Genomic DNA, 21,712 nt, shown 5'->3' with positions numbered 1-21,712 from the left:
CGTTATTACAGCATGGTCCAACCACTAAATCGTGATTGTTCCTCGCAAATATTCGACGGCTTGTCCAAAAAGCTTCACGCGATCCTGTTCAACCTCGCAAATCACGCGACCACCTCGTGACGATAGCTGCTCCCCAATAACCCGCTTCTTATTTAATCGCTTACTCCACAAAGGAGCTAACTGGCAATGCGCTGAACCTGTAACAGGGTCTTCGTTCACATTAAGCTTTGGAAAAAAGCAACGACTGACAAACCCATCTCCTTCAACTGCGGTTGCGACAACACCTCGCGAATCGAGCTTTTTTAATTCATTGAAGTCAGGCGATAAAGCACGCACTTGCGCTGCATTTTCAAGTATCGCAATATGATCAAAGCCACGTAACAGTTCTACGGGGTCACAACCAAGTCCATGGCTGACAACTGCATTCGGGGCAATCGATTGGGGTTCTGTTGCAGGAAAGTCCATCATCATCCCCGATGATGTACGCGTGACAATCAAACTACCGCTGCGTGTATTAAAGTGGACTTGCTCAATGTCGGGGCGTAAATGGTTAAAGACCACGAACGCCGCGGCGAGCGTTGCATGACCACAGAGATCAACTTCAGCCGCCGGGGTAAACCAACGTAAATCGAATACACTGGGCGAGCGTGTTGATGATAAAAACGCCGTTTCCGATAAGTTATTCTCTTCCGCGATATACTGAAGCATATCATCAGATAGTGTATGGTCGAGTAGAGGCACCACGGCTGCTGGATTACCACCGAAGGTTCTATCTGTAAAGGCATCAACTTGATATAAAGAAAGTTGCATTGAACTATTTCCTTGTGTTTTCCTCTAAATAGGTATAAACCTATGACTGTGATCAAAGAAGAGTCATTTTTATTATCTATAAGACTCATGTTGATTGCATAAGCTGTAAGTTAAATTAGTTGAGAGCTGAACGCTAAGATGTATCGGAAATTTTTTGCTCTACTCATTGTCACTATTTCGCTACTCGCGCAACCTGCGATGGCGTCATTGAGTGCGCACAACGTTCAAAGCGTCTCTTCTGATTGTGATTTATCGGTTTATCATGCTGAGCATTCCCAAGGTATTATCCAAACCTCTGGCGCTAACGATATCGGTTCAGAACAACCCGATCATTCGCCAGCTATTACAAGTCAGAACTTTTCTCCCTCTTTAGCCATCACAGACGAGCGAGTTCAAATCACCGTTCGGTTTGTTACCGGCGTTGATTTTATTCGCCCACAACTAAGGGCTCCACCAACGACTGTTTAATTCCGCTGTATTGACATTTATTTTTAGGAATTAAGGAGTACGTTATGACTGAGTTTAAATCACTTAAATCAGTATCTCATGGTGATGCCGTTTCACTCTCTTCGCAAGCTCGCGACCCTTTCAACTGTGATTGGCATGCGAACGCCTTGCATGTGTTCGATGACTTCGAGCGCCACGATCCGTTACTACTACGATCAAATACAAGTCTCGACCGCGCTGAGCAGCTCATGAATTCTGCGAAGGTTCGTTACGCTTGTGTCGTGAATAGTAATGAACAAATTGTGGGCTTAGTCGCGTTGCGCGAGTTTCATAGCCGTCATGCTATGCAAGTGAGTCAATCGACCCAACTCCCGTGGGCGGATCTAACTGTTGGCGACTTAATGAGAAAACTTGATGAGTTGCCGCAGGTTGAATATAAACAACTACAGAAAGCGCGTATTGGTGATACAGCAGCCACGCTTAAGTCTGCTGGGCGCGATTTCTTACTGGTATTTGAAGCAGGTTCAATCCGTGGCGTTGTGTCGTCGCTGCGCATCGCGCAAGTAACCGGAGAGTCTGTGAATATTTATCACTCGGCTTCAACTTTCGCCGAGATTATTTCAGCAGTGAATCACTCTCACTTAAATGACTAGACATTAATAACAAAATAAGGCGGTTAAACCGCCTTATTTCTTCTCGGAAGATATTTTTTACGTCGTTTTAGAAGGTATAACTTACCTCAAACCGCACAGTTCTCGGCTCCATCACGTGATAATGTAAATCTTCGACCCCCGCTGCGGGTTCCCCTTGCAAACGCGATGCATAGTAATAATCGATATCATGGTCATTACTGTCTAATAAGTTGAGTATTTGAACTTGAGCCGACCAATTCTGCCATTGCTTAGCAAGTAAAAAGTTGACCACTGTGGAGCTATCAGAGCGCACACTATTATCCTCAGTCAACGGACGCTCACCGATATAGCGCACACGTAATGTAGACAACCAATTATTCCCAAACCTATGGGTTGCGCCCAATTGCAGAATATCCTCAACCGCCCCTGGAATATAATCATTAGGTAACGCATCATCAAATTCAGCATCTGTATAGGCATATTCAAAGTCAAAGCTAAGGTTATCATTTACATTATAGTAGGCAGCCACTTCAATACCATTTCTGTATGATGGACGACTCGCTTCCGTATTGCCCGCATCACCCACAAACAATAACTCGCTATCCTGCTCAAGCGCCCAAAGCGCGACTGAGCTGTTAAACTGGCTATTTGGACGCCAACGCATTCCAACCTCGTAACCTAAAGCACGAACAAGCGGGTCGACAGGCGCGACACGATCACCGGAGTTAGGATCAACACGCGTGACAGTGCCTCGCGCATCGTTGGAGTGAAAGCCCTGTCCCGCAGATAGGTATACTTCCATATCATCCAACAACAGATAATTAAGACTACCTTTTAGTGACCATAATGCATCGGATTCTTGACCATTGTTATGGGTTAACTGAACATCATAAATATTTTGTTGCAGTCGGCTGTTCACATCAAAGTCAAAGTAATCATAACGGAGCGATACGGTACTACGCAGTCGCCCTGTCCACTGGTAATCATGTGTCACATACGAGCCAAAGCTCCACTCATCAACACGGTCACTGCGCACGGCTCCAATACGCTCGCGTGCCTCGCTTTTATATAGCCCGACTTCGCCTATATCGTCATAGCGCGTATCAAACCCTACCGTAAAATTATTGTTGATATGCCAACTACCTGAGGCACCATAAATCATTCGATCGTCGACCTGTTCAAATTGGTCACCATTGACAGGATCATCAAGGTAGTATGTGAAATTAGAGAAAAGAGACAAACCATAGTCGATGGCATAAGCGCTTAATGCGTAGTCCGCTGTCGTGTAAATAGCGTTGAGACTGTAACGATGTGTCTTACCACCGAGTGTCGGGTCAATCGAGCCGAGCTCATCAATTAATCCAGACTCCACTGCACGAGCAGGAATTTGATCAGCACTATTCCACTCATTATGGTAGCCCATGGCTCCGAGTGTTAGAACACCGTCATCTAGGCGAATACTATGTCTCAAAACACCGTTGAGCTTATCAACATCCTCATCGATATCCGACCACGGTCCATCATAAGTTTGATACTCAAGCGCATACAAGGTCGCATTCCGGCTTCCTGAATTCACACTATCAGCTACCAAAGCACGTCGATAATTATCTTCGCCTAGGGTCACGGATGCGAGCCCATTGCGCCGCGTCATCTGAGTGCTAAAACCAACACTACCTGCTCCGGAGAAATCACCTACATCTCCATAATAAGTGCCCTTTTGATACGTCACTTGAGCAATGATCTCGGGAATTAAAAAATTAATATCGGTATAGCCCTGACCATGACCGTGACTACGCATATTGACCGGCATACCATCAACGTATGTAGCAAAGTCAGTGCCATGGTCTAAGTTAAAACCGCGCAAAAAGTATTGATTGGCTTTACCACTACCGCTGTGTTGCGTTGCACTCATTCCTGGAATGAGTTCCATCAGTTCACCCGTTCTTAACATCGGACGAATTTCAATTTCGGGCTGTCCTAAGACGCCTTCGGAAGCCGACATCGACTGACCTAACAAATTAGCTTGATGCCCAGAAACCAAGATACGCTCAATACCATCATGTGCTTGAACGCTCGCCAAAGGAAGCGCACTGATAAGGGCGCTAAGTACCATAGAACGTCGAAATTTGACCACGAAAACCTCATAACAAATTGAATAACTTATTTAGCATACTAAAAATTGAATAGATAAACATGAAAACTGCGAGAAAACGGGGGCATACCAGGTTAAGTGGTGCGAAGTGTGAAATACCGATTAGATTAATCGTTTTTAACAATCAGAAACCAAGGGATATATCCATAAAACTGGTCTATATTACATTGCGAAAATGGTTAAACAGTCAACATGAGGTTAACAAAATGAGTGTCACACGAAAAATGAGTATCTCACTGGTGTCGGCCGCTGTAGCACTGACTTTATCGGGTCAAGCATTAGCGCAGCAAGGTCATAACTACCACAAGAATATGCAGCAAACCGAGCAAGCTAAGGAAAATAGCTTTTGGTGGCCAAACAAACTAAATTTGGAACCTCTGCGCCAGCACAGCCCCGAGTCCAACCCACTCGATGCCGATTTTGATTATGCAGAGGCCTTTAATGCACTTGATCTAGAAGCGGTTAAAAAGGACATCGAAGCGCTGATGACATCGGATCAAGATTGGTGGCCAGCCGATTATGGACATTATGGCCCTTTCTTTATTCGCATGGCATGGCACGGTGCGGGCACCTATCGTGTACAAGATGGACGCGGCGGTGCTGCGGGAGCGCAACAACGCTTTGAGCCGCTTAATAGCTGGCCCGACAACGTTAGTTTGGATAAAGCACGTCGTCTGTTATGGCCAGTGAAGCAAAAATACGGCCGCAATATTTCTTGGGCTGATTTGATGGTACTGACAGGCAACGTAGCGCTCGAATCAATGGGCTTTAAGACCTACGGTTTTGCTGGCGGTCGTGAAGATGCCTGGGAGCCTGATATTGTTTACTGGGGACCTGAAACCGAGTGGCTCGGTGACAAACGCTATAAAGGTGAACGTAAACTCGATAACCCATTAGCCGCGGTACAAATGGGGCTAATTTACGTCAACCCAGAAGGTCCAAATGGCAACCCCGATCCACTGCTCGCCGCAAAAGATATTCGTGACACGTTCGGACGCATGGCGATGAACGATGAGGAAACCGTTGCATTGATCGCCGGCGGACATACGTTTGGTAAAGCGCACGGCGCGCACAAACCTGAAGAATGCTTAGGCGCTGAACCTGCTGCCGCCCCCGTAGAACAACAAGGTCTCGGTTGGAAGAATAGTTGCGGAAAAGGTAATGCTGAGGACACGATCACCAGTGGCTTAGAAGGTGCATGGTCGGTCAATCCTACTGCGTGGACGACCCAATACTTGGATAATTTGTTTGGTTTCGACTGGGAACAGACGCGCAGTCCAGCGGGCGCTATTCAATGGATACCTAAAGATGGTCAAGCGGCTAATATGGTACCCGATGCACACGTCGAAGGTAAGCGTCACGCGCCTATCATGTTTACTACCGATCTCGCACTAAAGTTCGACCCTGAATATCGCAAAATCGCGAAGCGTTTTCACGAAAACCCAGAAGAATTCGAACTTGCGTTTGCTAAAGCTTGGTTTAAATTGACCCACCGCGATATGGGTCCCAAAGCACGATACCTTGGCAGTATGGCACCTAAAGAAGACCTGATTTGGCAAGACCCAATCCCTAAAGTCGATTACACGCTGATTAACGAAAGCGAAATTAGCGAGTTAAAAAAACAGATCTTGGCCAGCAAACTGACGGTGCCAGAACTCGTTCGTACCGCCTGGGCAGCGGCTTCAAGCTTCCGTGCCACAGATATGCGCGGCGGAGCCAATGGCGCGCGGATCGCTTTGGAACCACAAATAAACTGGGAAGCGAATAACCCTGAAGAGTTGAGGCGAGTACTGAATGAACTTAAGCGCATTCGTGCTGAGTTCAATCAATCGCTCTCTGGCAATAAGCAAATATCTCTAGCGGATACTATCGTGCTGGCAGGTGCCGCTGCTATCGAAAAAGCAGCTGAAGATGCGGGCTATCGCGTAAAGGTACCTTTCATACCTGGACGCGCAGATGCGACCCAAGAGATAACCGACGTGCAGTCATTTGAGTTCTTGGAGCCAACCGCAGACGCTTTTCGAAACTATTACAGTGAAGAGAGCCGTTTGAATCCAGCGCAAATGATGGTGGATAAAGCCGATACGCTCGACTTAACTGTCCCAGAACTGACCGTTTTATTGGGAGGCTTACGCAGTTTAGGGGCGAACTATAAAGGTACTGAGCACGGAGTTTTCACGGAGCAGCCAGGTACACTCAACAACGACTTTTTCGTAAACTTGCTGAGTATGGATACACAATGGGAACCCTCTCAGGATGACGAGTCGCTATACATTGGTCGTGACCGCACTACGGGTGAGCCAAAGTACACCGCAACGACGGTCGACTTAATTTTTGGTTCGAACTCCGAGTTACGTGCAGTGGCGGAAATTTATGCCCTTGATGACTCAAAAGACAAGTTCGTCGACGACTTTATAAATGCATGGGTTAAAGTGATGCAGCTCGATCGCTTTGATCTAGAAAAGTCCTAACCGTTAATACAACGAATCTGCCTGCCGGTTGATTGGAAACAATGAGCCGGCATTTTTATTTCACCGAGTGAAAGTCATTGGGTAGTAATGAGTGTCGGCTGAAACGTTAGATTAGCATTGAAAACGTGATAGGAAGAGCTTACTAGAAGCTTGGTGCCGAGGGGGGGACTTGAACCCCCACGCTGTTACCAGCGGTGGATTTTGAATCCACTGCGTCTACCAATTCCGCCACCTCGGCATTAAGATAGGTTGTCTTGGTCGACGGAGGGGATTATACCCGTGACATCTTTCTAATCAAGCAAATATTGCAGAATTTTTTCGGTTTTAAGTTTGTTTGGTCATTCCTTAACCGAACCATCCTACTGCGCGTCGGTCCGGGTCATGGTAAACTCTCCCCGTTACAGGTTGTTATGGATAAAAATATGCCATCAGAAGCTCAAAAACTGCATGCGAGTTTTCCATCAGCAAACTTTCTTCGTCGGTTTGCCGCATGGATTTACGATTTTTTAGTCGCTTGTGCGATGGTTATGCTTGCCACCGCACTCGCGCTCGGAGCGTCAGCTATCGCCACCAGCTTAGGCTGGCTCACATTACCGGAAGGTATGGATCATGCGGAGTTTATTGACCAAGGTCCTTGGCTCACAATTTTTCTGTTAACCGTCTTAGCGGTGTTTTTTGGTTACTTCTGGAAAACATCGGGTCAGACCGTAGGCATGCGAGCTTGGCGCTTAAAATTACAACAACGAGACGGTTCTCGACTCACTTACAAACAGGTAATTATAAGGCTTTTGACATGCATGTTGGGCGTAGGAAATATCTGGGTTCTCGTGGACTTAAAACACCGCCGAGCTTGGCAAGATTACGCCGCAAAAACAGAGCTGGTCACTCTATCAAAAGAAGCTAACCAGCTATTTTATTGGAAAGAGCTTTAGCTCTTCCTCTGCATGACAAAAATAGCAACACTGGCAAAGACTAAGCTCGGCAACAAGGCCCCTAGCACCGCCGGCACCTGGTAGACTTGTGCTAGGGGACCAAAAATTTCGTTACTGACATGAAACGCAAATCCTGTAATTACGCCCAACAGTATACGCGCTCCCATACTGGTTTCCCGTAATGGGCCAAAAATAAAGGACAATGCGACCAGTAACATCACCGCCACAGTCACCGGTGATAAGACCTTACGCCACAACGCCAACTCGTAACGCTGAGCAGACTGCTCGTTCGACTTAAGGTAGGTGAGATAATCAATCAGTCCCGATATTGATAATGACTCCGGTTTTATAGTGACGACGCCCAATTTATCCGGTGTCAGGCTTGATTGCCACACAGTGCTATCAAGGCGTTTTTCAATCACTTTTTGTTGTGTAAGTCGAGTCTCGACCACCTGGCTTAAACGCCAAGACTCATTACTATACACAGCCGTCTGAGCGTATGTGACTGTTTCGAGTTGCTGTTGTCCATCAAAGTCGTAAATCAGCACGCCATTCAAACGTCCGGTGTCTTCAACTTCCGAAATATTAATAAAATCATCGCCATCTTTCGCCCAGACGCCACGTTGAGCGGAAATAAGACTACCTCCGGAGATTTCTTGTGCACGGATTAGCCGACCTTTAGCTTCCATCGGAGGCGCAACCCATTCTCCAATAGCAATTACAGCAATCATCATAACAACTGCAGTTTTCATCACCGCACCAGCAATATTAAGCTTTGAGCGACCCGCGGCTTGCATCACGATAAGCTCAGAGTTACTCGCCAGCACCCCCATACCTATTAAGCCACCCAGTAATGCAGCCATCGGAAAGAAAACTTCAACATCACGCGGAATACTGTAAAAAACAAACAGCGCCGCGTCGATCACCTCATAACTACCTCGTCCGACCGACTTGAGTTGCTCGACAAAACGTATTAACCCCGAAAGCCCGGTCAGTACGATTAAACTCATTAGCGAGGTTTTGAGAACTGTCGCGCCAATATAGCGATCCAAGATACTAAACATCGTTACACTCTCCGGTTTCGCTGACGCCAGAACATCAAGTGTGCCCAAAATCTCAACCCGACAGGTCGTGCTCGGCTGAGCAACGCAATACCGAATACCAGCAAAGCAACATGTATCCACCACAGACCGATAAAGGTTGGGATAACTCCATCCCGTACCGCCGATTTGGCAGCCATGAGAACAAGAAAATATCCTAGATAAATTAAAATAGCCGGCGCCATTCGCGCGAATTTACCTTGTCTCGGATTGACTCGGCTTAATGGAACAGCAATCAGTGTCAATAATGGCATTGCCAAGGGTATTGCTATACGCCATTGCAGCTCAGCCGCTGCCGCATTTGATTGTTCCTGCCACAACTCATTGACAGTATAAGCTTCTAGATCTCGTAACTGTTCATCTACAGGTTGCTCTTTGATTTGCAACCTATACTGCTCGAAACTCATCAACTGGTAATGTTCACCATCGCCTGCAAAGCGTTTACCGTCGCGCAGCTCTAACCACTGAGAGCCAGAGCTTTCAGTATTCACTTCACCCGAGGTTGAAACCACCACGCTACCGGAGCGAATACGTCCCTGCTCTGCCTGATGCTGCGCCACAAACACATTCTGCAAATCACCTTGATCATCTTGGCTTTGAATAAAAATGACTGCCTTGCCATTGCTAGATTGCTGAAAGCGACCTGGAATAAGGGCTGTTAATCCACTATCCGCGCGAGCCTTGTCCTCAATTTTTTGCTCTTGCTCCAATGACCAGGGCACAACGTACATAGTCAACGCCGCAGTCAATAGAGCCAGTATCACCGCAACAACCAGTGTCACTCGAGTCACATACCACTCACTGACGCCACAGGCATGTAATACCGTCATTTCGTTGTCTGCATAGATGCGTCCGTGAGCCAATAAAATGCCCAGAAATAAGCTCAATGGGATGATCAGTGCCAGTAGCGCCGGTAGATTCAGCGATAACAACTGAAAAATAATAGAACTAGGAATATCGCCTTCTGACGCATCCGACAGTACGCGAACAAATTTTTGACTGACAAATATCGTCATCAGTACAACCAATACCGCGATTTGAGACTTTAATGTCTCAGCAATCAAATATTTAAAAATGCGCACGTTGCTCGACTCATAACTTTGGTTTTTACTGGAATAGCTGTGATTTTTAAGTAAACTTGTTATTTTAACAACAAATTTGTTTATTAGGCTAACTATAGCAGTCCTTGCGGCCTACCGAAATAGGAGCACAGTCCATGGAGTTCAGCGTAAAAAGTGGCAACCCAGAAAAACAACGTTCCGCGTGTATCGTTGTGGGTGTCTTCGAACCGCGGAGATTATCCGGTGTCGCAGAACAACTTGATAACGTCAGTGAAGGTTATCTTAGTAACCTTTTACGACGGGGAGACTTAGAGGGCAAGACCGGTCAAGTGCTCTTACTTCATCACGTCCCTAATGTTCTCGCAGAACGCGTATTGCTCGTCGGTTGCGGTAAGGAGCGCGAGCTTGATGAACGTCAGTATAAGCAGATTATAGCTAAGACGATTAATACACTAAACGAAACGGGCTCAATGGAAGCGGTTTGTTTCTTAAGTGAGTTACATGTAAAAGGCCGTGATACTTATTGGAAAGTACGTATGGCGGTCGAAGCTGCGCACCAAACGATCTATAGCTTTAATCAGCTGAAAACAAAAAAAGAAGAACCGCGTAGGCCATTACGCAAACTCACATTTAACGTACCGAGTCGCAAAGAATTAACCATTGGTGAGCAAGCGATTAACCACGGTTTAGCCGTTGCCGCAGGTATGGATAAATGTCGTGACGTTGCCAATATGCCGCCTAACATCTGTACTCCGCGCTATTTAGCCGAACAAGCCCATGCCTTGGCAGAAAAATATGCTCAACTGGAAGTAACCACGGTTGAGGAGAAGGAAATGGCCGAGCTCGGTATGAACGCTTACCTAGCCGTCGGTCGTGGCTCTGAGCATGAGTCAGTACTTACACTGATGCATTATAAAGGAGCCGCTGACGATCAGGCGCCTATAGTTTTAGTCGGTAAGGGACTGACCTTTGACTCAGGGGGGATTTCAATTAAACCGTCCGCCAATATGGACGAAATGAAATACGATATGGGTGGCGCTGCCGGCGTCTTTGGAGCGATGCAAGCGTTGGCTGAAATGCAGTTACCTATTAACGTGATTGGTGTGATGGCCGGCTGCGAAAATATGCCCGATGGTAAAGCGTATCGACCGGGTGACATTCTCACCACCATGAGCGGCCAAACTGTTGAAGTGCTAAATACCGATGCTGAGGGCCGATTGGTTTTATGCGATACGCTCACGTATGTTGAGCGCTTTGAGCCAGAGCTTGTTATCGACTTGGCGACTTTAACCGGCGCTTGCGTAGTGGCGTTGGGTTCACACGCCTCAGCAGTGTTAAGTCAGCACAACCCATTAGCCAGCGAAATTTTAAATGCGGCGTCACAAAGTGGCGATAAAGCATGGCGTTTACCACTGTGGGACGAATACCAATCGCAATTGGATAGCCCTTTCGCTGACATGCAAAACATTGGCGGTAAAGAAGCCGGTACCATTACTGCCGCTTGTTTCTTATCTCGGTTTACGCGCAAATATAACTGGGCGCATATGGATATCGCGGGCACCGCCTGGAGTGGTGGCGCTAATAAAGGTTCGACTGGCCGTCCTGTCCCCTTGCTTAGCCAGTTTTTGATCAACCGCTGCCAACAAGTGGATGCAAACGACTAGTTATGCCCAGTGCAACGTTTTTTTTAGTACAAACGACCAACGAAGACGAGAAAAATAACCTGATTTGCGATAAAATCGCCGATCTTTTTCGTCAGTATCGCAAATTGCTTGTGGTATGCGAGGATCAGCAGCAGGCCGAACTGTTCGATGAACTGTTATGGCAGCGGCCTGCCGATGGGTTTATCCCCCATGCGTTAGTAGGTGAAGCCTTGCCGAACGGTGCGCCGGTGACGCTCTCATGGCGTCAGTCAGAGCAACAACCGCGTACAGGCATGGCTCTGTTTAACTTGGCGAGCCAAGTGCCAGAGATTGCACAACGCAGCCAACATATTTTTGACCTTGTGCCGGCGCCCGAAGATGAAAAAGCCGTCGCACGAGAGCGATACAAACATTATCGTGCTCGCGGATGCCAAATGCGCACCGAGCCGTTAACAGCAAAGCACAATTAAGGCCATTATGGACAAGACGTACTCTCCTAAAGACATTGAAGAATCGTTATATCAAACGTGGGAAAGCAAAGGCTATTTTAAGCCTTCTGGCGAAGGTGATGCATACTCAATTATGATCCCGCCCCCCAATGTGACAGGTAGCTTGCACATGGGTCACGCGTTCCAACACACCATTATGGATATCCTGACCCGCTATCAGCGGATGGACGGGAAAAACACATTATGGCAGGTCGGCTCCGACCACGCGGGCATTGCAACCCAAATGGTTGTTGAGCGTCAACTCGCAGCAGAAGGCAAAAATCGCGCCGATTTAGGGCGTGAAGCGTTTATCGACAAAGTCTGGGAGTGGAAGCAAGAGTCTGGCGGCACTATCACCTCACAAATGCGTCGCTTAGGTGATTCTGTCGACTGGGATCGCGAGCGTTTTACGATGGATGAAGGTCTGTCTAAAGCAGTGCTAGAAGTCTTCGTAAAGCTTCACAAAGAAGGTCTTATTTACCGTGGCAAGCGCTTGGTTAATTGGGATCCAAAGTTACAAACAGCAATTTCCGATCTCGAAGTTGAAAATAAAGAGCAGCAGGGTCACATCTGGCATCTGCGTTATCCGCTAGCGGATGGCGAGAAAACGGAAGACGGTAAAGATTATTTGGTTGTCGCAACGACTCGACCCGAGACGATGCTGGGAGATGTTTGTGTTGCCGTGCATCCAGAAGACGCGCGTTACAAACACTTAGTCGGCAAGCACATTGAGCTACCACTCGTTAATCGCAGAATTCCAATCATTGCCGATGACTATGTTGACCGTGAGTTCGGTACTGGCTGCGTTAAAATTACCCCTGCTCATGACTTTAATGACTATGAAATCGGTAAACGCAACGAACTGGGCATGATTGCGGTACTTGATGATACGGCACATGTTTTAAGTACTGCGGGTTTGTATACGAGCAAAGGAGAAGCGGTTGAGTCGCTTGGTGAGTTTAAGGGCGAACTGCCTCAACAGTTTGCAGGGCTTGAACGCTTTGAAGCACGTAAACAAATCATCGCCGCGTTTGAAGAGCTCGAGCTCCTCGATAAGATTGAGAAGCATACCAACAAGGTGCCTTACGGCGACCGCGGCGGCGTACCAATTGAACCCCATTTGACTGATCAGTGGTATGTGCGTGTTGAATCATTAGCTAAACAGGCGACTGAAGCTGTTGAAGATGGTCGCATCGAGTTCGTACCCAAACAATACGAGAATATGTACTTCAGTTGGATGCGTGACATCCAGGACTGGTGTATTTCACGTCAATTGTGGTGGGGACACCGCATTCCAGCATGGTACGACGAACAAGGTAACGTCTATGTTGGACGTTCTGAGGAAGAGGTGCGCAAAGAAAACGACCTAGGCGACATCAAGTTGTCTCAAGATGATGATGTCCTCGATACCTGGTTCTCCTCTGCGCTTTGGACTTTCTCGACGCTAGGTTGGCCAGAGCAAACTGACGATTTAAAAACGTTCCACCCGACTGATGTGCTGGTCACCGGTTTTGATATTATTTTCTTCTGGGTTGCGCGCATGATTATGATGACCATGCACTTCCTGAAAGATGAAAATGGTCAGCCTCAGGTCCCCTTCAAAAAGGTCTATGTCACTGGGCTTATTCGCGATGAAGAAGGCCAGAAGATGTCTAAGTCGAAAGGTAACGTACTGGATCCATTAGACATGATCGACGGCATTAGCGCTGATGCATTAGTCGAAAAGCGTACCGCTAACCTAATGCAACCTAAAATGCGCGAGAAAATTGCTAAGGCTACACGCAAACAATTCCCTGACGGCATCACTGCACACGGTACCGATGCATTGCGTTTCACCTTAACTGCGCTGGCTTCGACGGGTCGTGATATTAACTGGGATATGAAACGTCTTGAGGGTTATCGCAACTTCTGTAATAAGTTATGGAACGCTAGCCGCTATGTGTTGATGAACACGGAAGAACATGATTGCGGCCAGTCGGGTGAAGACTATCGCTTATCGCTCGCAGATGAGTGGATTATTGCGCGCTTCAACCACACTGTTAAAGAGTTCCGTCATGCACTCGATACCTATCGGTTTGACCAAGCCGCAGCGATTGCTTACGAGTTTACTTGGAACCAGTTCTGTGACTGGTATTTAGAGTTAACCAAGCCCGTACTTAATAATGGTACTGAAGCAGAGCAACGTGGCACGCGCCGTACCTTGGTCACTGTACTCGAGCAACTATTACGACTACTGCATCCTGTGTTGCCTTATATCACCGAGACTATTTGGCATCGTGTCAAACCGTTGGCCGGGGTTGAGGGTGAAACGATTATGTTGCAGCCGTTCCCACAAGCAAACGCCGATGTCGATCATCAAGCGATGCAGGACATGGAATGGTTAAAACGGGTGATCTTGGCGATCCGAAATATCCGTGGTGAGATGGATTTATCGCCTAACAAACCATTACCGTTGCTAATATCCCATTATGATGAGATGGCACGGGGCCGTATTGAAGCCAACAGAACATTCTTGCAGAGCCTGGCCAAACTTGAGCAAATCGACTACTTGAATGAAGGCGATGAGCCGCCAGCAAGTATGACAAGCCTTGTGGATAGTATGCAGTTGCACATCCCGATGGCTGGCTTAATTGACAAGGACGCCGAGTTAAAACGTCTCGATAAAGCCCTGCAAAAAGCCGAGCAAGAGCAAAAGCGTCTAAGCGGCAAGCTCAGTAACGAAAACTTCGTGAGTAAGGCACCTGAGGCCGTCATTGCTAAAGAGCGTGAGAAGCTGGCAGAAGCTGAAGAAGCGTTAGCTCAAATCAAGCAGCAGCACGCTAAAATAGCCTCTCTGTAATAGGTTTCGAGCATAAGTGAAGGCGCCTTTATGGCGCCTTTTTTCATCCAATTATCATCTCTCTGCGTAGAACATAAACCGCTTAACTTAAGGAGAGAGCAATGAATATCTTTGACGAACTTAAGACCGATCATGATAAGCAGCGCGCATTGTTGGACAACTTGAGCGACACGCAGGGGGATGAAGCAGAACGTCGCACCCAATTCAACGTTTTGAAAGCGCAACTTCAAGCACATGCTACGGCTGAAGAAAGGTATTTCTACTCACCATTGATTAACAACGATAGTACCGTCGACTTATCACGTCACGGTATTGCTGAACACCACGAGATTGACGAGCTCATTGAGACGATAGAGCAAACCGATATGTCATCGCCAGCTTGGCTTCAGCACTTGAAAAGCCTTAAACATAAAGTGCTTCACCACCTCGAAGACGAAGAACAGGGCTTTTTTCAGCAGGCAGGTAAGGTGCTTAGCACCCAACAAAAATCAGAGTTAGGTAGTGACTATCGCTCAGAAATGGATCAACAAGGTATATAGCAATAAGTTCGAGGACGAATTATTCGTCCTCGAAATCTTCCTCGTCTTCGTCAAGGAAAGTACCCCAACCGTCGTACTCAACTTCACATTCTTCAGCCACGACTAAAATCTCGCGAATTTGACGCGAAAGGACATCTCGGTCAAGCGTACTTTCTGTGGAAGCTGCAAAAGCAAACCACCGCTCGCCTTGCTCGTCCTCAAACTCGTCCGCATCATCAACGTGATAGCCTTCTTTTACCATTTCTACAGCGGCCTTTTCGAGCTTGGTAAAGTCCTGTGACGCCAAATGATGCTCTATTAAATAGTATTCACTTGGATCGACACCATCTTCTAGCATGGCATCAATTGTTTCATTACTCTGCTTGAGCAAGACATCTAGCATTGAACTCATAAATTTCCTTCATCATTTTCACTGACGTGTTTATCTAGTAGAGCAATTTTGTTCTTCATCACCTCGTGAGTCTCACGAGAGAGTTGTCGTAGTGATTCTTTTGAGTAATTGGCTATGTTAATAGGTTCAAGGAACTCTATTTTTAATACACCGTTGCTCCAACGATTCATTTTAATCTTTTCGTGTAAATTTGAAACACATACGGGAACAATATTTACTTGAGCTTTTAGTGCGGTGTGAAACGCGCCATTTTTAAATGGAAGCAGCCCTCTTCCATAACTTCGCGTTCCTTCAGGAAACATCCACACTGAAATATCTCTACGTTTAATCGCATCAGCCGTTTGCGCAATCGTGCCGTGTGCACGCCCTTTATTCTTTCTATCAATTAGAATATTGCCGGCGAGCCAGTATAATTGACCGAAGAATGGGATGTAACGCAGACTTTTTTTGCCGACCGTGACGGTATTTGGCGGTAGCATCGCCGCAATAGTAAAAATTTCCCAGCTATTTTGATGGTTGCAAATATAGACATAAGGCCCGCCCGGCGGTACATCAGGGTGCACCTTGACCTCGAGTTTTACACCCAATATGCGTGTAACCGAGCCGAAGATACGTGCCCATACGTATGTATTATTACGATGAAATGGCCTTAATATACAGAATATACAGCCGATAACTCCGAATAGGACGATAAAGATCCCTAAAAATATCCAGCGTATCGCAGCTAACATCATTACTCCTTGTTGTTTTGCTCGGCTAGTATATCGTGTTTATTCAAAATAAAACTCCGATCAGTCAAATATTAGGTAAGCTATGGCTCTATTTACCCGACCCGATATCTCAACCGATGTTTATATCGAGCTTATGGATGAGATTAAAGAGCTCCATCAACAAGCAGAGAACAGCGTAATTGCTCTAGAGTCTTCGCCAGACTCCGTTTCTCACCAAGCATCACTGTACCGCGCGATCCATACCATCAAAGGCGACTTAGGCATTATCGGGCTTACCCCCTTAATACCGCTCATCGGTGCTGTTGAAAATCTGCTGGACGACGTTCGCAATCAACGATTCTCTTTTAACGCGAGCATGGGTGACATCGTATTTAACTTAATCGATCACGTTTACAACTTTGTTCAATCTTGTAAAGACAGTGTTCGAGTTGAGTATCCAGACCAGCGCTATCAACGGGTAATTGGACTATGCCAAGCACTGGACTACAAACATATTGATACCGCTTTACGAAAAGTTCTAGTAACGCTAGCGCCTGAGCTAGTTATCACCGCCGACCTCAATAATAAGCCAACTTATACCCTCAATGCCCAAGACAATGCAGAAGCGGACTTATCGTTCTTTGAATCACTCATAACTCATGCGGAACAACGTTCAAGTTATTGGCAAGGTAGAGCCCAACGCCAACTAAAACTTGCCCTAATTATTAACAGACATGCAGGCTCACCAGTTGATGATAGACAATTAACAGCCGCATGCTTTGTACACGACTTCGGAATGTCGTTTTTACCTCTGTCCATTCTTCATGCGAAAGATGCGTTATCAGATGCGCAAAGTAACACGTTAAAAACGCATGTTTACCTGTCAGCCAAGTTACTCGAAAATCTACCACAATGGCAAAAAGCAAAACAAATGGTGTTACAACATCATGAGCGAGTCGACGGAGAGGGTTACCCCAATGGACTCAAACAATCCGACATCTGCGATGGCGCTAAAATATTAGCGATTGTTGACACATTTGACGCTATGACCCATGAACGCGCCCATAATCATCATTTAAAGAGACCGTATAGCCGAGCCCACGCTGAAATAAAACGGTTAGCAGGGACACAACTGTGTCCCTATTGGGTGACTGTATTTAATGAAGCGATGACTGAACTCATTAGAGTAAAACGGACGCTCTAGATTTAATCCTCGCTCGCATCGGTTTCCGATGATGAGTCGATCGTGTTACTAACCGCCTCTACTTCGATCCTATCGACACGTTGTAGACCACGCGGTAATTTATTGCCTCGACGACCACGTTCACCATGGTAATGCGCAAGATCAGCAGGCTTCAGTGTCAACTTACGGCGGCCTGCATGCAAAGTTACCGTGCTCTCTGGGCTTGCAACACTCACTGCGACCACATACTCCTCCCGCGACTGAGCTCGCAATGTTGGAATACTGATCATTTTGTTACCTTTACCTTTTGCTAACTGTGGTAGGTCAGCTATCGGAAACACCAGCATGCGTCCCTCATTGGACACAACTATCACCTGTGCTTGTGCGGTATCTTTTACCTCTACAGGCGGCATTACCTTGGCCCCTGTGGGTAGCGTCAGGATCGCCTTACCATTTTTATTGCGTGAAACTAAATCTTTAAACTGACACACAAAACCATAACCAGCGTCAGAACTTAGTAGATAATACTGTTCGTCTCTAGCCATCAGTGCATGCTGAACCATTTCTCCCGCCACCATATTAAAACGGCCTGTTAACGGTTCACCTTGGCTTCGAGCCGAGGGCAATGAATGGGCTTCGCAAGAATAGCTGCGCCCCGATGTATCAAGAAATACGACCGGTAGGTTGCTTTTGCCCTGAGCTGCTGCTTGGAAACTGTCGCCCGACTTGTAGCTCAGTTTCTCGCCATCGACATCATGCCCTTTGGCACAACGCACCCAGCCTTTAGCAGAGAGCACTACGGTCACCGCTTCAGCAGGCGTAAGTTCGGTTTCACTGAGAGCTTTAGCTTCAGCGCGTTCAACTAGAGGCGAACGACGCTCGTCGCCATACTTCTCGGCATCAGCAAGAATTTCTTTTTTGATAAGAGTTTTTAAGCGACGGTCTGAGTTGAGTAGCTGTGAGAGTTTTTCACGCTCTTTTTCAAGCTCCTCTTGCTCGCCCTTTAACTTCATTTCTTCTAAACGCGCTAAATGGCGTAATTTCAACTCCAGAATAGCTTCTGCCTGAGTATCCGTCAGCGCGAAACGCTTGATTAGTTCTTTTTTCGGCTCGTCTTCATAACGAATAATTTCAATGACTTCGTCAATATTCAAAAACGCTATTAATAGACCCTGCAAAATATGCAAACGCGCTTCTACTTTGTCGAGACGGTATTGCAATCGCCGCGTTACCGTTTGCTTACGGAACTCTAGCCACTCACCCAAAATACCGACCAGAGGTTTAACTTGTGGCCGACCATCCAAGCCAAGGATATTAAGGTTTACACGGTACTGCTTCTCGAGATCTGTGGTAGCAAACAAGTGCTTCATCAACTGCTCTGTATCAACACGATTCGAGCGCGGCACCACGACCAAACGAGTAGGGTTTTCGTGGTCTGATTCATCACGTAAGTCAGAAACTAAGGGCAGTTTTTTGGCTTGCATCTGTGCGGCTATCTGTTCCAACACTTTCGCGCCAGAAGCTTGATGAGGTAATGCAGTGAGTACGATCTCGTTTTCTTCAAGATGATACTTAGCACGCATTTTTATCGTCCCACGCCCCGATTCGTAAAGCTTTTTTAGATCCGCTTTCGGCGTGATAATTTCCGCGTCCGTTGGATAGTCAGGTCCTTGTAAGTGCTCCATCACCTCATCTAAATCTGCGCTCGGCCTATCAATTAATAACGCACATGCATTAGCCACTTCACGGGCATTATGCGGCGGAATATCTGTTGCCATACCGACAGCAATACCAGTAACCCCATTAAGCAGAATATGGGGTAAGCGTGCCGGTAACATTTTCGGCTCGCGCATCGTGCCATCAAAGTTGGGAATCCAGTCGACCGTGCCTTGCCCAAGCTCGCTCAACAGTACCTCGCTAAAGTGCGATAACTTAGCTTCGGTGTAACGCATGGCAGCGAACGACTTAGGATCATCCGGCGATCCCCAGTTTCCTTGACCATCAACGAGTGGGTGACGATAGCTAAATGGTTGCGCCATCAGTACCATTGCTTCATAACAGGCGCTATCACCATGCGGATGAAACTTACCAAGTACATCACCCACGGTACGAGCAGACTTTTTATATTTAGCCAGAGCCGAAAGCCCGAGCTCTGACATTGCGTAAATAATTCGACGTTGCACCGGCTTTAGGCCATCGCCAATATGCGGTAGCGCACGGTCCATAATGACGTACATCGAGTAGTTGAGGTACGCATCCTCAGTAAACTTACTCAGCGGTGTGCGTTCGGTTACTTCACTCGACATTGAGCTGTTCTCCATTTAAATTCATTTCGCGCAGTGGTCATTTTTATAATTCTGCCAAATCGGCCATATTGCCTTTGCTCTCTAGCCAAGTACGACGATCGGCTGCACGCTTTTTCGCTAATAACATATCCATCAATTCCTCCATCGCCTCAGCATCGTCAATAGTGAGCTGTACGAGTCGACGGGTATTAGGGTCCATGGTCGTTTCACGGAGTGTCAATGGGTTCATTTCACCTAACCCTTTGAAGCGCTGCACGTTGACTTTTCCTTTGCGCTTCTCCGCTTCGATACGATCAAGAATGCCCTGCTTCTCGCCTTCATCAAGGGCATAGAACACATCTTTGCCAACATCAATGCGATACAGCGGAGGCATTGCCACAAAGATATGCCCATTTTCGACCAAGGGTCGGAAGTGTTTTACGAACAAAGCGCACAATAAGGTGGCGATATGCAGACCATCCGAGTCAGCATCAGCAAGAATACAAATCTTGTTGTATCTCAGCTTGTCCAAATCCACCGAGTTCGGATCAACCCCCACGGCGACGGATATATCGTGTATTTCTTGGGAAGCAAGGATCTGTTCTGGGTCGACCTCCCAGGTATTGAGAATTTTTCCTCGTAACGGCATCACCGCTTGAAACTCACGATCGCGCGCCTGTTTAGCTGAGCCGCCTGCAGAGTCACCCTCGACCAAAAATAGCTCACTACGCTCACTGTCTTGACCCGAGCAGTCTGTCAGCTTGCCGGGAAGTGCAGGGCCAGACGTTACTTTTTTACGAACAACCTTTTTACTGGCTTTCAAGCGACGCTGCGCATTAGAGATACAAAGTTCTGCAAGCGCCTCAGCTTGTTCGGTATGCTCATTGAGCCACAGGCTGAATGAATCTTTTACGACACCTGAAACAAAACTCGCCGACTGGCGAGACGACAAACGTTCTTTAGTCTGCCCGGCAAATTGCGGGTCTTCCATCTTCAGTGAAAGAATATAACTACACCGCTCCCACACATCATCAGGCGTCAATTTAACACCGCGCGGCGTTAAATTACGGAATTCACAGAATTCTCGCATGGCTTCTAACAAACCTTGTCGCAAGCCATTGACGTGCGTGCCGCCTAAAGCAGTGGGAATTAAGTTCACATAACTTTCAGTAACCGCTTCACCACCTTCTGGTAACCAAGTCACTGCCCATTCTGCCGCCTCAGTTTTACTGACAAAGCTCCCGTCAAAGGGCGCCTCCGGCAGTGTGGGGTATTCTTCAACGGCTTCTCGTAAGTAGTCCGTTAAGCCATCCTCGTAAAACCAGCTTGTTTCCTCGCCGTCAACATGATTGATAAAGCGAATGGTCAATCCCGGACAAAGAACCGCTTTTGCACGTAGCAGATGGGTCAGCTTTAAAACTGAAAATTTACTTGAGTCGAAATACTGTTCATCGGGCCAAAAGTGAACGCGGGTGCCCGTATTACGTTTACCACAGGTACCGGTGACGTCCAGTTCTGAAACTTTGTCACCGTTTTCAAACGCCATTTCGTACACTTGACTGTCACGGCGAATCGTTATTTCGACGCGTTTGGATAACGCGTTAACAACCGAAATACCGACGCCATGAAGACCACCTGAAAATTGATAGTTCTTATTAGAGAATTTCCCACCCGCATGGAGCTTACTCATTATCAGCTCCACGCCGGGGATTTTCTCCTCTGGGTGAATATCAACAGGCATGCCTCGACCATCGTCAGTCACTTCGAGTGACTGATCTTTGTGTAATACCACTGTAATGGTTTTAGCATGCCCTGCGAGCGCTTCGTCGACACTGTTATCGATAACTTCTTGGCCAAGATGGTTAGGGCGCGACGTGTCTGTATACATACCCGGTCGACGTTGGACCGGCTCAAGGCCGTTTAAGACCTCGATCGAATCGGATTTATAATCTGTCATGGTTATGATCTAATTTTTGGACCAGCGCGACACATTGTCGTGTATATGGTTATTATTGTGGATTCAATGTAC

General features: G+C 47.0%; 17 protein-coding genes and 1 tRNA gene. 9 read left to right on the top strand and 9 right to left on the bottom strand.

Annotated features, from left to right (window positions below):
• Positions 1 to 24: 24 nt before the first annotated feature.
• The gene (locus AC3AP5_RS01885; RefSeq protein WP_487326943.1) at positions 25 to 810 is read right to left on the bottom strand and encodes a PhzF family phenazine biosynthesis protein; all 786 of its coding nucleotides are present in this window, start codon (positions 808 to 810) and stop codon (positions 25 to 27) included.
• Positions 811 to 948: 138 nt separating this feature from the next.
• Here AC3AP5_RS01885 and AC3AP5_RS01880 point away from each other — a divergent pair, with 138 nt between their 5' ends.
• Together AC3AP5_RS01880 and AC3AP5_RS01875 are read left to right on the top strand one after the other, a co-directional pair.
• Positions 949 to 1,278: a hypothetical protein gene (locus AC3AP5_RS01880; RefSeq protein WP_006956996.1), complete on the top strand. Its 330-nt coding sequence runs from the start codon at positions 949 to 951 to the stop codon at positions 1,276 to 1,278.
• A gap of 44 nt (positions 1,279 to 1,322) precedes the next feature.
• Positions 1,323 to 1,910 (top strand): CBS domain-containing protein, encoded by a 588-nt coding sequence (locus AC3AP5_RS01875; protein ID WP_071463958.1) that lies wholly within the window; start codon positions 1,323 to 1,325, stop codon positions 1,908 to 1,910.
• A gap of 67 nt (positions 1,911 to 1,977) precedes the next feature.
• Here AC3AP5_RS01875 and AC3AP5_RS01870 read toward each other — a convergent pair whose 3' ends face one another.
• Entirely contained in the window at positions 1,978 to 4,023 is a 2,046-nt protein-coding gene (locus AC3AP5_RS01870; protein WP_286682132.1) for a TonB-dependent receptor, read from the bottom strand.
• Positions 4,024 to 4,247: 224 nt separating this feature from the next.
• Between AC3AP5_RS01870 and katG the strand changes: the two genes are divergently transcribed.
• Positions 4,248 to 6,512, top strand: coding sequence for a catalase/peroxidase HPI (gene katG / locus AC3AP5_RS01865; protein WP_487326942.1), 2,265 nt, complete (start codon positions 4,248 to 4,250; stop codon positions 6,510 to 6,512).
• Between the two features lie 151 nt (positions 6,513 to 6,663).
• Here katG and AC3AP5_RS01860 read toward each other — a convergent pair.
• Positions 6,664 to 6,750: transfer RNA gene (locus AC3AP5_RS01860), tRNA-Leu, on the bottom strand.
• A gap of 184 nt (positions 6,751 to 6,934) precedes the next feature.
• Between AC3AP5_RS01860 and AC3AP5_RS01855 the strand changes: the two genes are divergently transcribed.
• Positions 6,935 to 7,444 carry an RDD family protein gene (locus AC3AP5_RS01855; RefSeq protein ID WP_040488268.1) on the top strand — a complete coding sequence of 170 codons (510 nt, stop codon included), beginning with the start codon at positions 6,935 to 6,937 and terminating at the stop codon, positions 7,442 to 7,444.
• Here AC3AP5_RS01855 and lptG read toward each other — a convergent pair.
• Together lptG and lptF are read right to left on the bottom strand one after the other, a co-directional pair.
• Positions 7,441 to 8,508: an LPS export ABC transporter permease LptG gene (gene lptG / locus AC3AP5_RS01850; RefSeq protein WP_006956972.1), complete on the bottom strand. Its 1,068-nt coding sequence runs from the start codon at positions 8,506 to 8,508 to the stop codon at positions 7,441 to 7,443. The genes AC3AP5_RS01855 and lptG overlap by 4 nt on opposite strands.
• A 2-nt stretch (positions 8,509 to 8,510) precedes the next feature.
• On the bottom strand, positions 8,511 to 9,626 hold the full coding sequence (gene lptF, locus AC3AP5_RS01845) for an LPS export ABC transporter permease LptF (protein ID WP_006956973.1): 1,116 nt from the start codon (positions 9,624 to 9,626) through the stop codon (positions 8,511 to 8,513).
• 134 nt (positions 9,627 to 9,760) lie between these two features.
• Here lptF and pepA point away from each other — a divergent pair, with 134 nt between their 5' ends.
• The 4 genes from pepA (at position 9,761) to AC3AP5_RS01825 (ending at position 15,114) form a co-directional block, all read left to right on the top strand.
• Complete coding sequence (pepA, locus tag AC3AP5_RS01840) at positions 9,761 to 11,269, top strand: leucyl aminopeptidase (RefSeq protein ID WP_487326941.1); 1,509 nt, start codon at positions 9,761 to 9,763, stop codon at positions 11,267 to 11,269.
• Between the two features lie 2 nt (positions 11,270 to 11,271).
• Positions 11,272 to 11,718, top strand: coding sequence for a DNA polymerase III subunit chi (locus tag AC3AP5_RS01835; RefSeq protein ID WP_487326940.1), 447 nt, complete (start codon positions 11,272 to 11,274; stop codon positions 11,716 to 11,718).
• 7 nt (positions 11,719 to 11,725) lie between these two features.
• Entirely contained in the window at positions 11,726 to 14,575 is a 2,850-nt protein-coding gene (locus AC3AP5_RS01830) for a valine--tRNA ligase (protein WP_487326939.1), read from the top strand.
• A 101-nt stretch (positions 14,576 to 14,676) separates the two neighbouring features.
• On the top strand, positions 14,677 to 15,114 hold the full coding sequence (locus AC3AP5_RS01825; RefSeq protein WP_487326938.1) for a hemerythrin domain-containing protein: 438 nt from the start codon (positions 14,677 to 14,679) through the stop codon (positions 15,112 to 15,114).
• 19 nt (positions 15,115 to 15,133) lie between these two features.
• Here the strand turns inward: AC3AP5_RS01825 and rraB are convergent, their stop codons facing one another.
• Complete coding sequence (gene rraB / locus AC3AP5_RS01820; protein WP_487326937.1) at positions 15,134 to 15,505, bottom strand: ribonuclease E inhibitor RraB; 372 nt, start codon at positions 15,503 to 15,505, stop codon at positions 15,134 to 15,136.
• Positions 15,502 to 16,236 (bottom strand): 1-acylglycerol-3-phosphate O-acyltransferase, encoded by a 735-nt coding sequence (locus AC3AP5_RS01815; protein ID WP_272978734.1) that lies wholly within the window; start codon positions 16,234 to 16,236, stop codon positions 15,502 to 15,504. The genes rraB and AC3AP5_RS01815 overlap by 4 nt, the downstream gene beginning before the upstream one ends.
• 82 nt (positions 16,237 to 16,318) lie before the next feature.
• On the opposite strand from AC3AP5_RS01815, the gene AC3AP5_RS01810 reads away from it, so the two are divergent.
• Entirely contained in the window at positions 16,319 to 17,419 is a 1,101-nt protein-coding gene (locus tag AC3AP5_RS01810) for an HD-GYP domain-containing protein (protein WP_006956980.1), read from the top strand.
• Positions 17,420 to 17,421: 2 nt separating this feature from the next.
• On the opposite strand, the gene parC is transcribed toward AC3AP5_RS01810, so the two are convergent.
• Together parC and parE are read right to left on the bottom strand one after the other, a co-directional pair.
• The gene (parC, locus tag AC3AP5_RS01805) at positions 17,422 to 19,704 is read right to left on the bottom strand and encodes a DNA topoisomerase IV subunit A (protein WP_006956981.1); all 2,283 of its coding nucleotides are present in this window, start codon (positions 19,702 to 19,704) and stop codon (positions 17,422 to 17,424) included.
• A gap of 43 nt (positions 19,705 to 19,747) precedes the next feature.
• Positions 19,748 to 21,640: a DNA topoisomerase IV subunit B gene (parE, locus tag AC3AP5_RS01800; RefSeq protein WP_006956982.1), complete on the bottom strand. Its 1,893-nt coding sequence runs from the start codon at positions 21,638 to 21,640 to the stop codon at positions 19,748 to 19,750.
• Positions 21,641 to 21,712: the final 72 nt, after the last annotated feature.

It is taken from the genome of Idiomarina sp. D18 (genome assembly GCF_057748155.1).
This window is presented reverse-complemented; position numbering and strand designations above follow the sequence as displayed.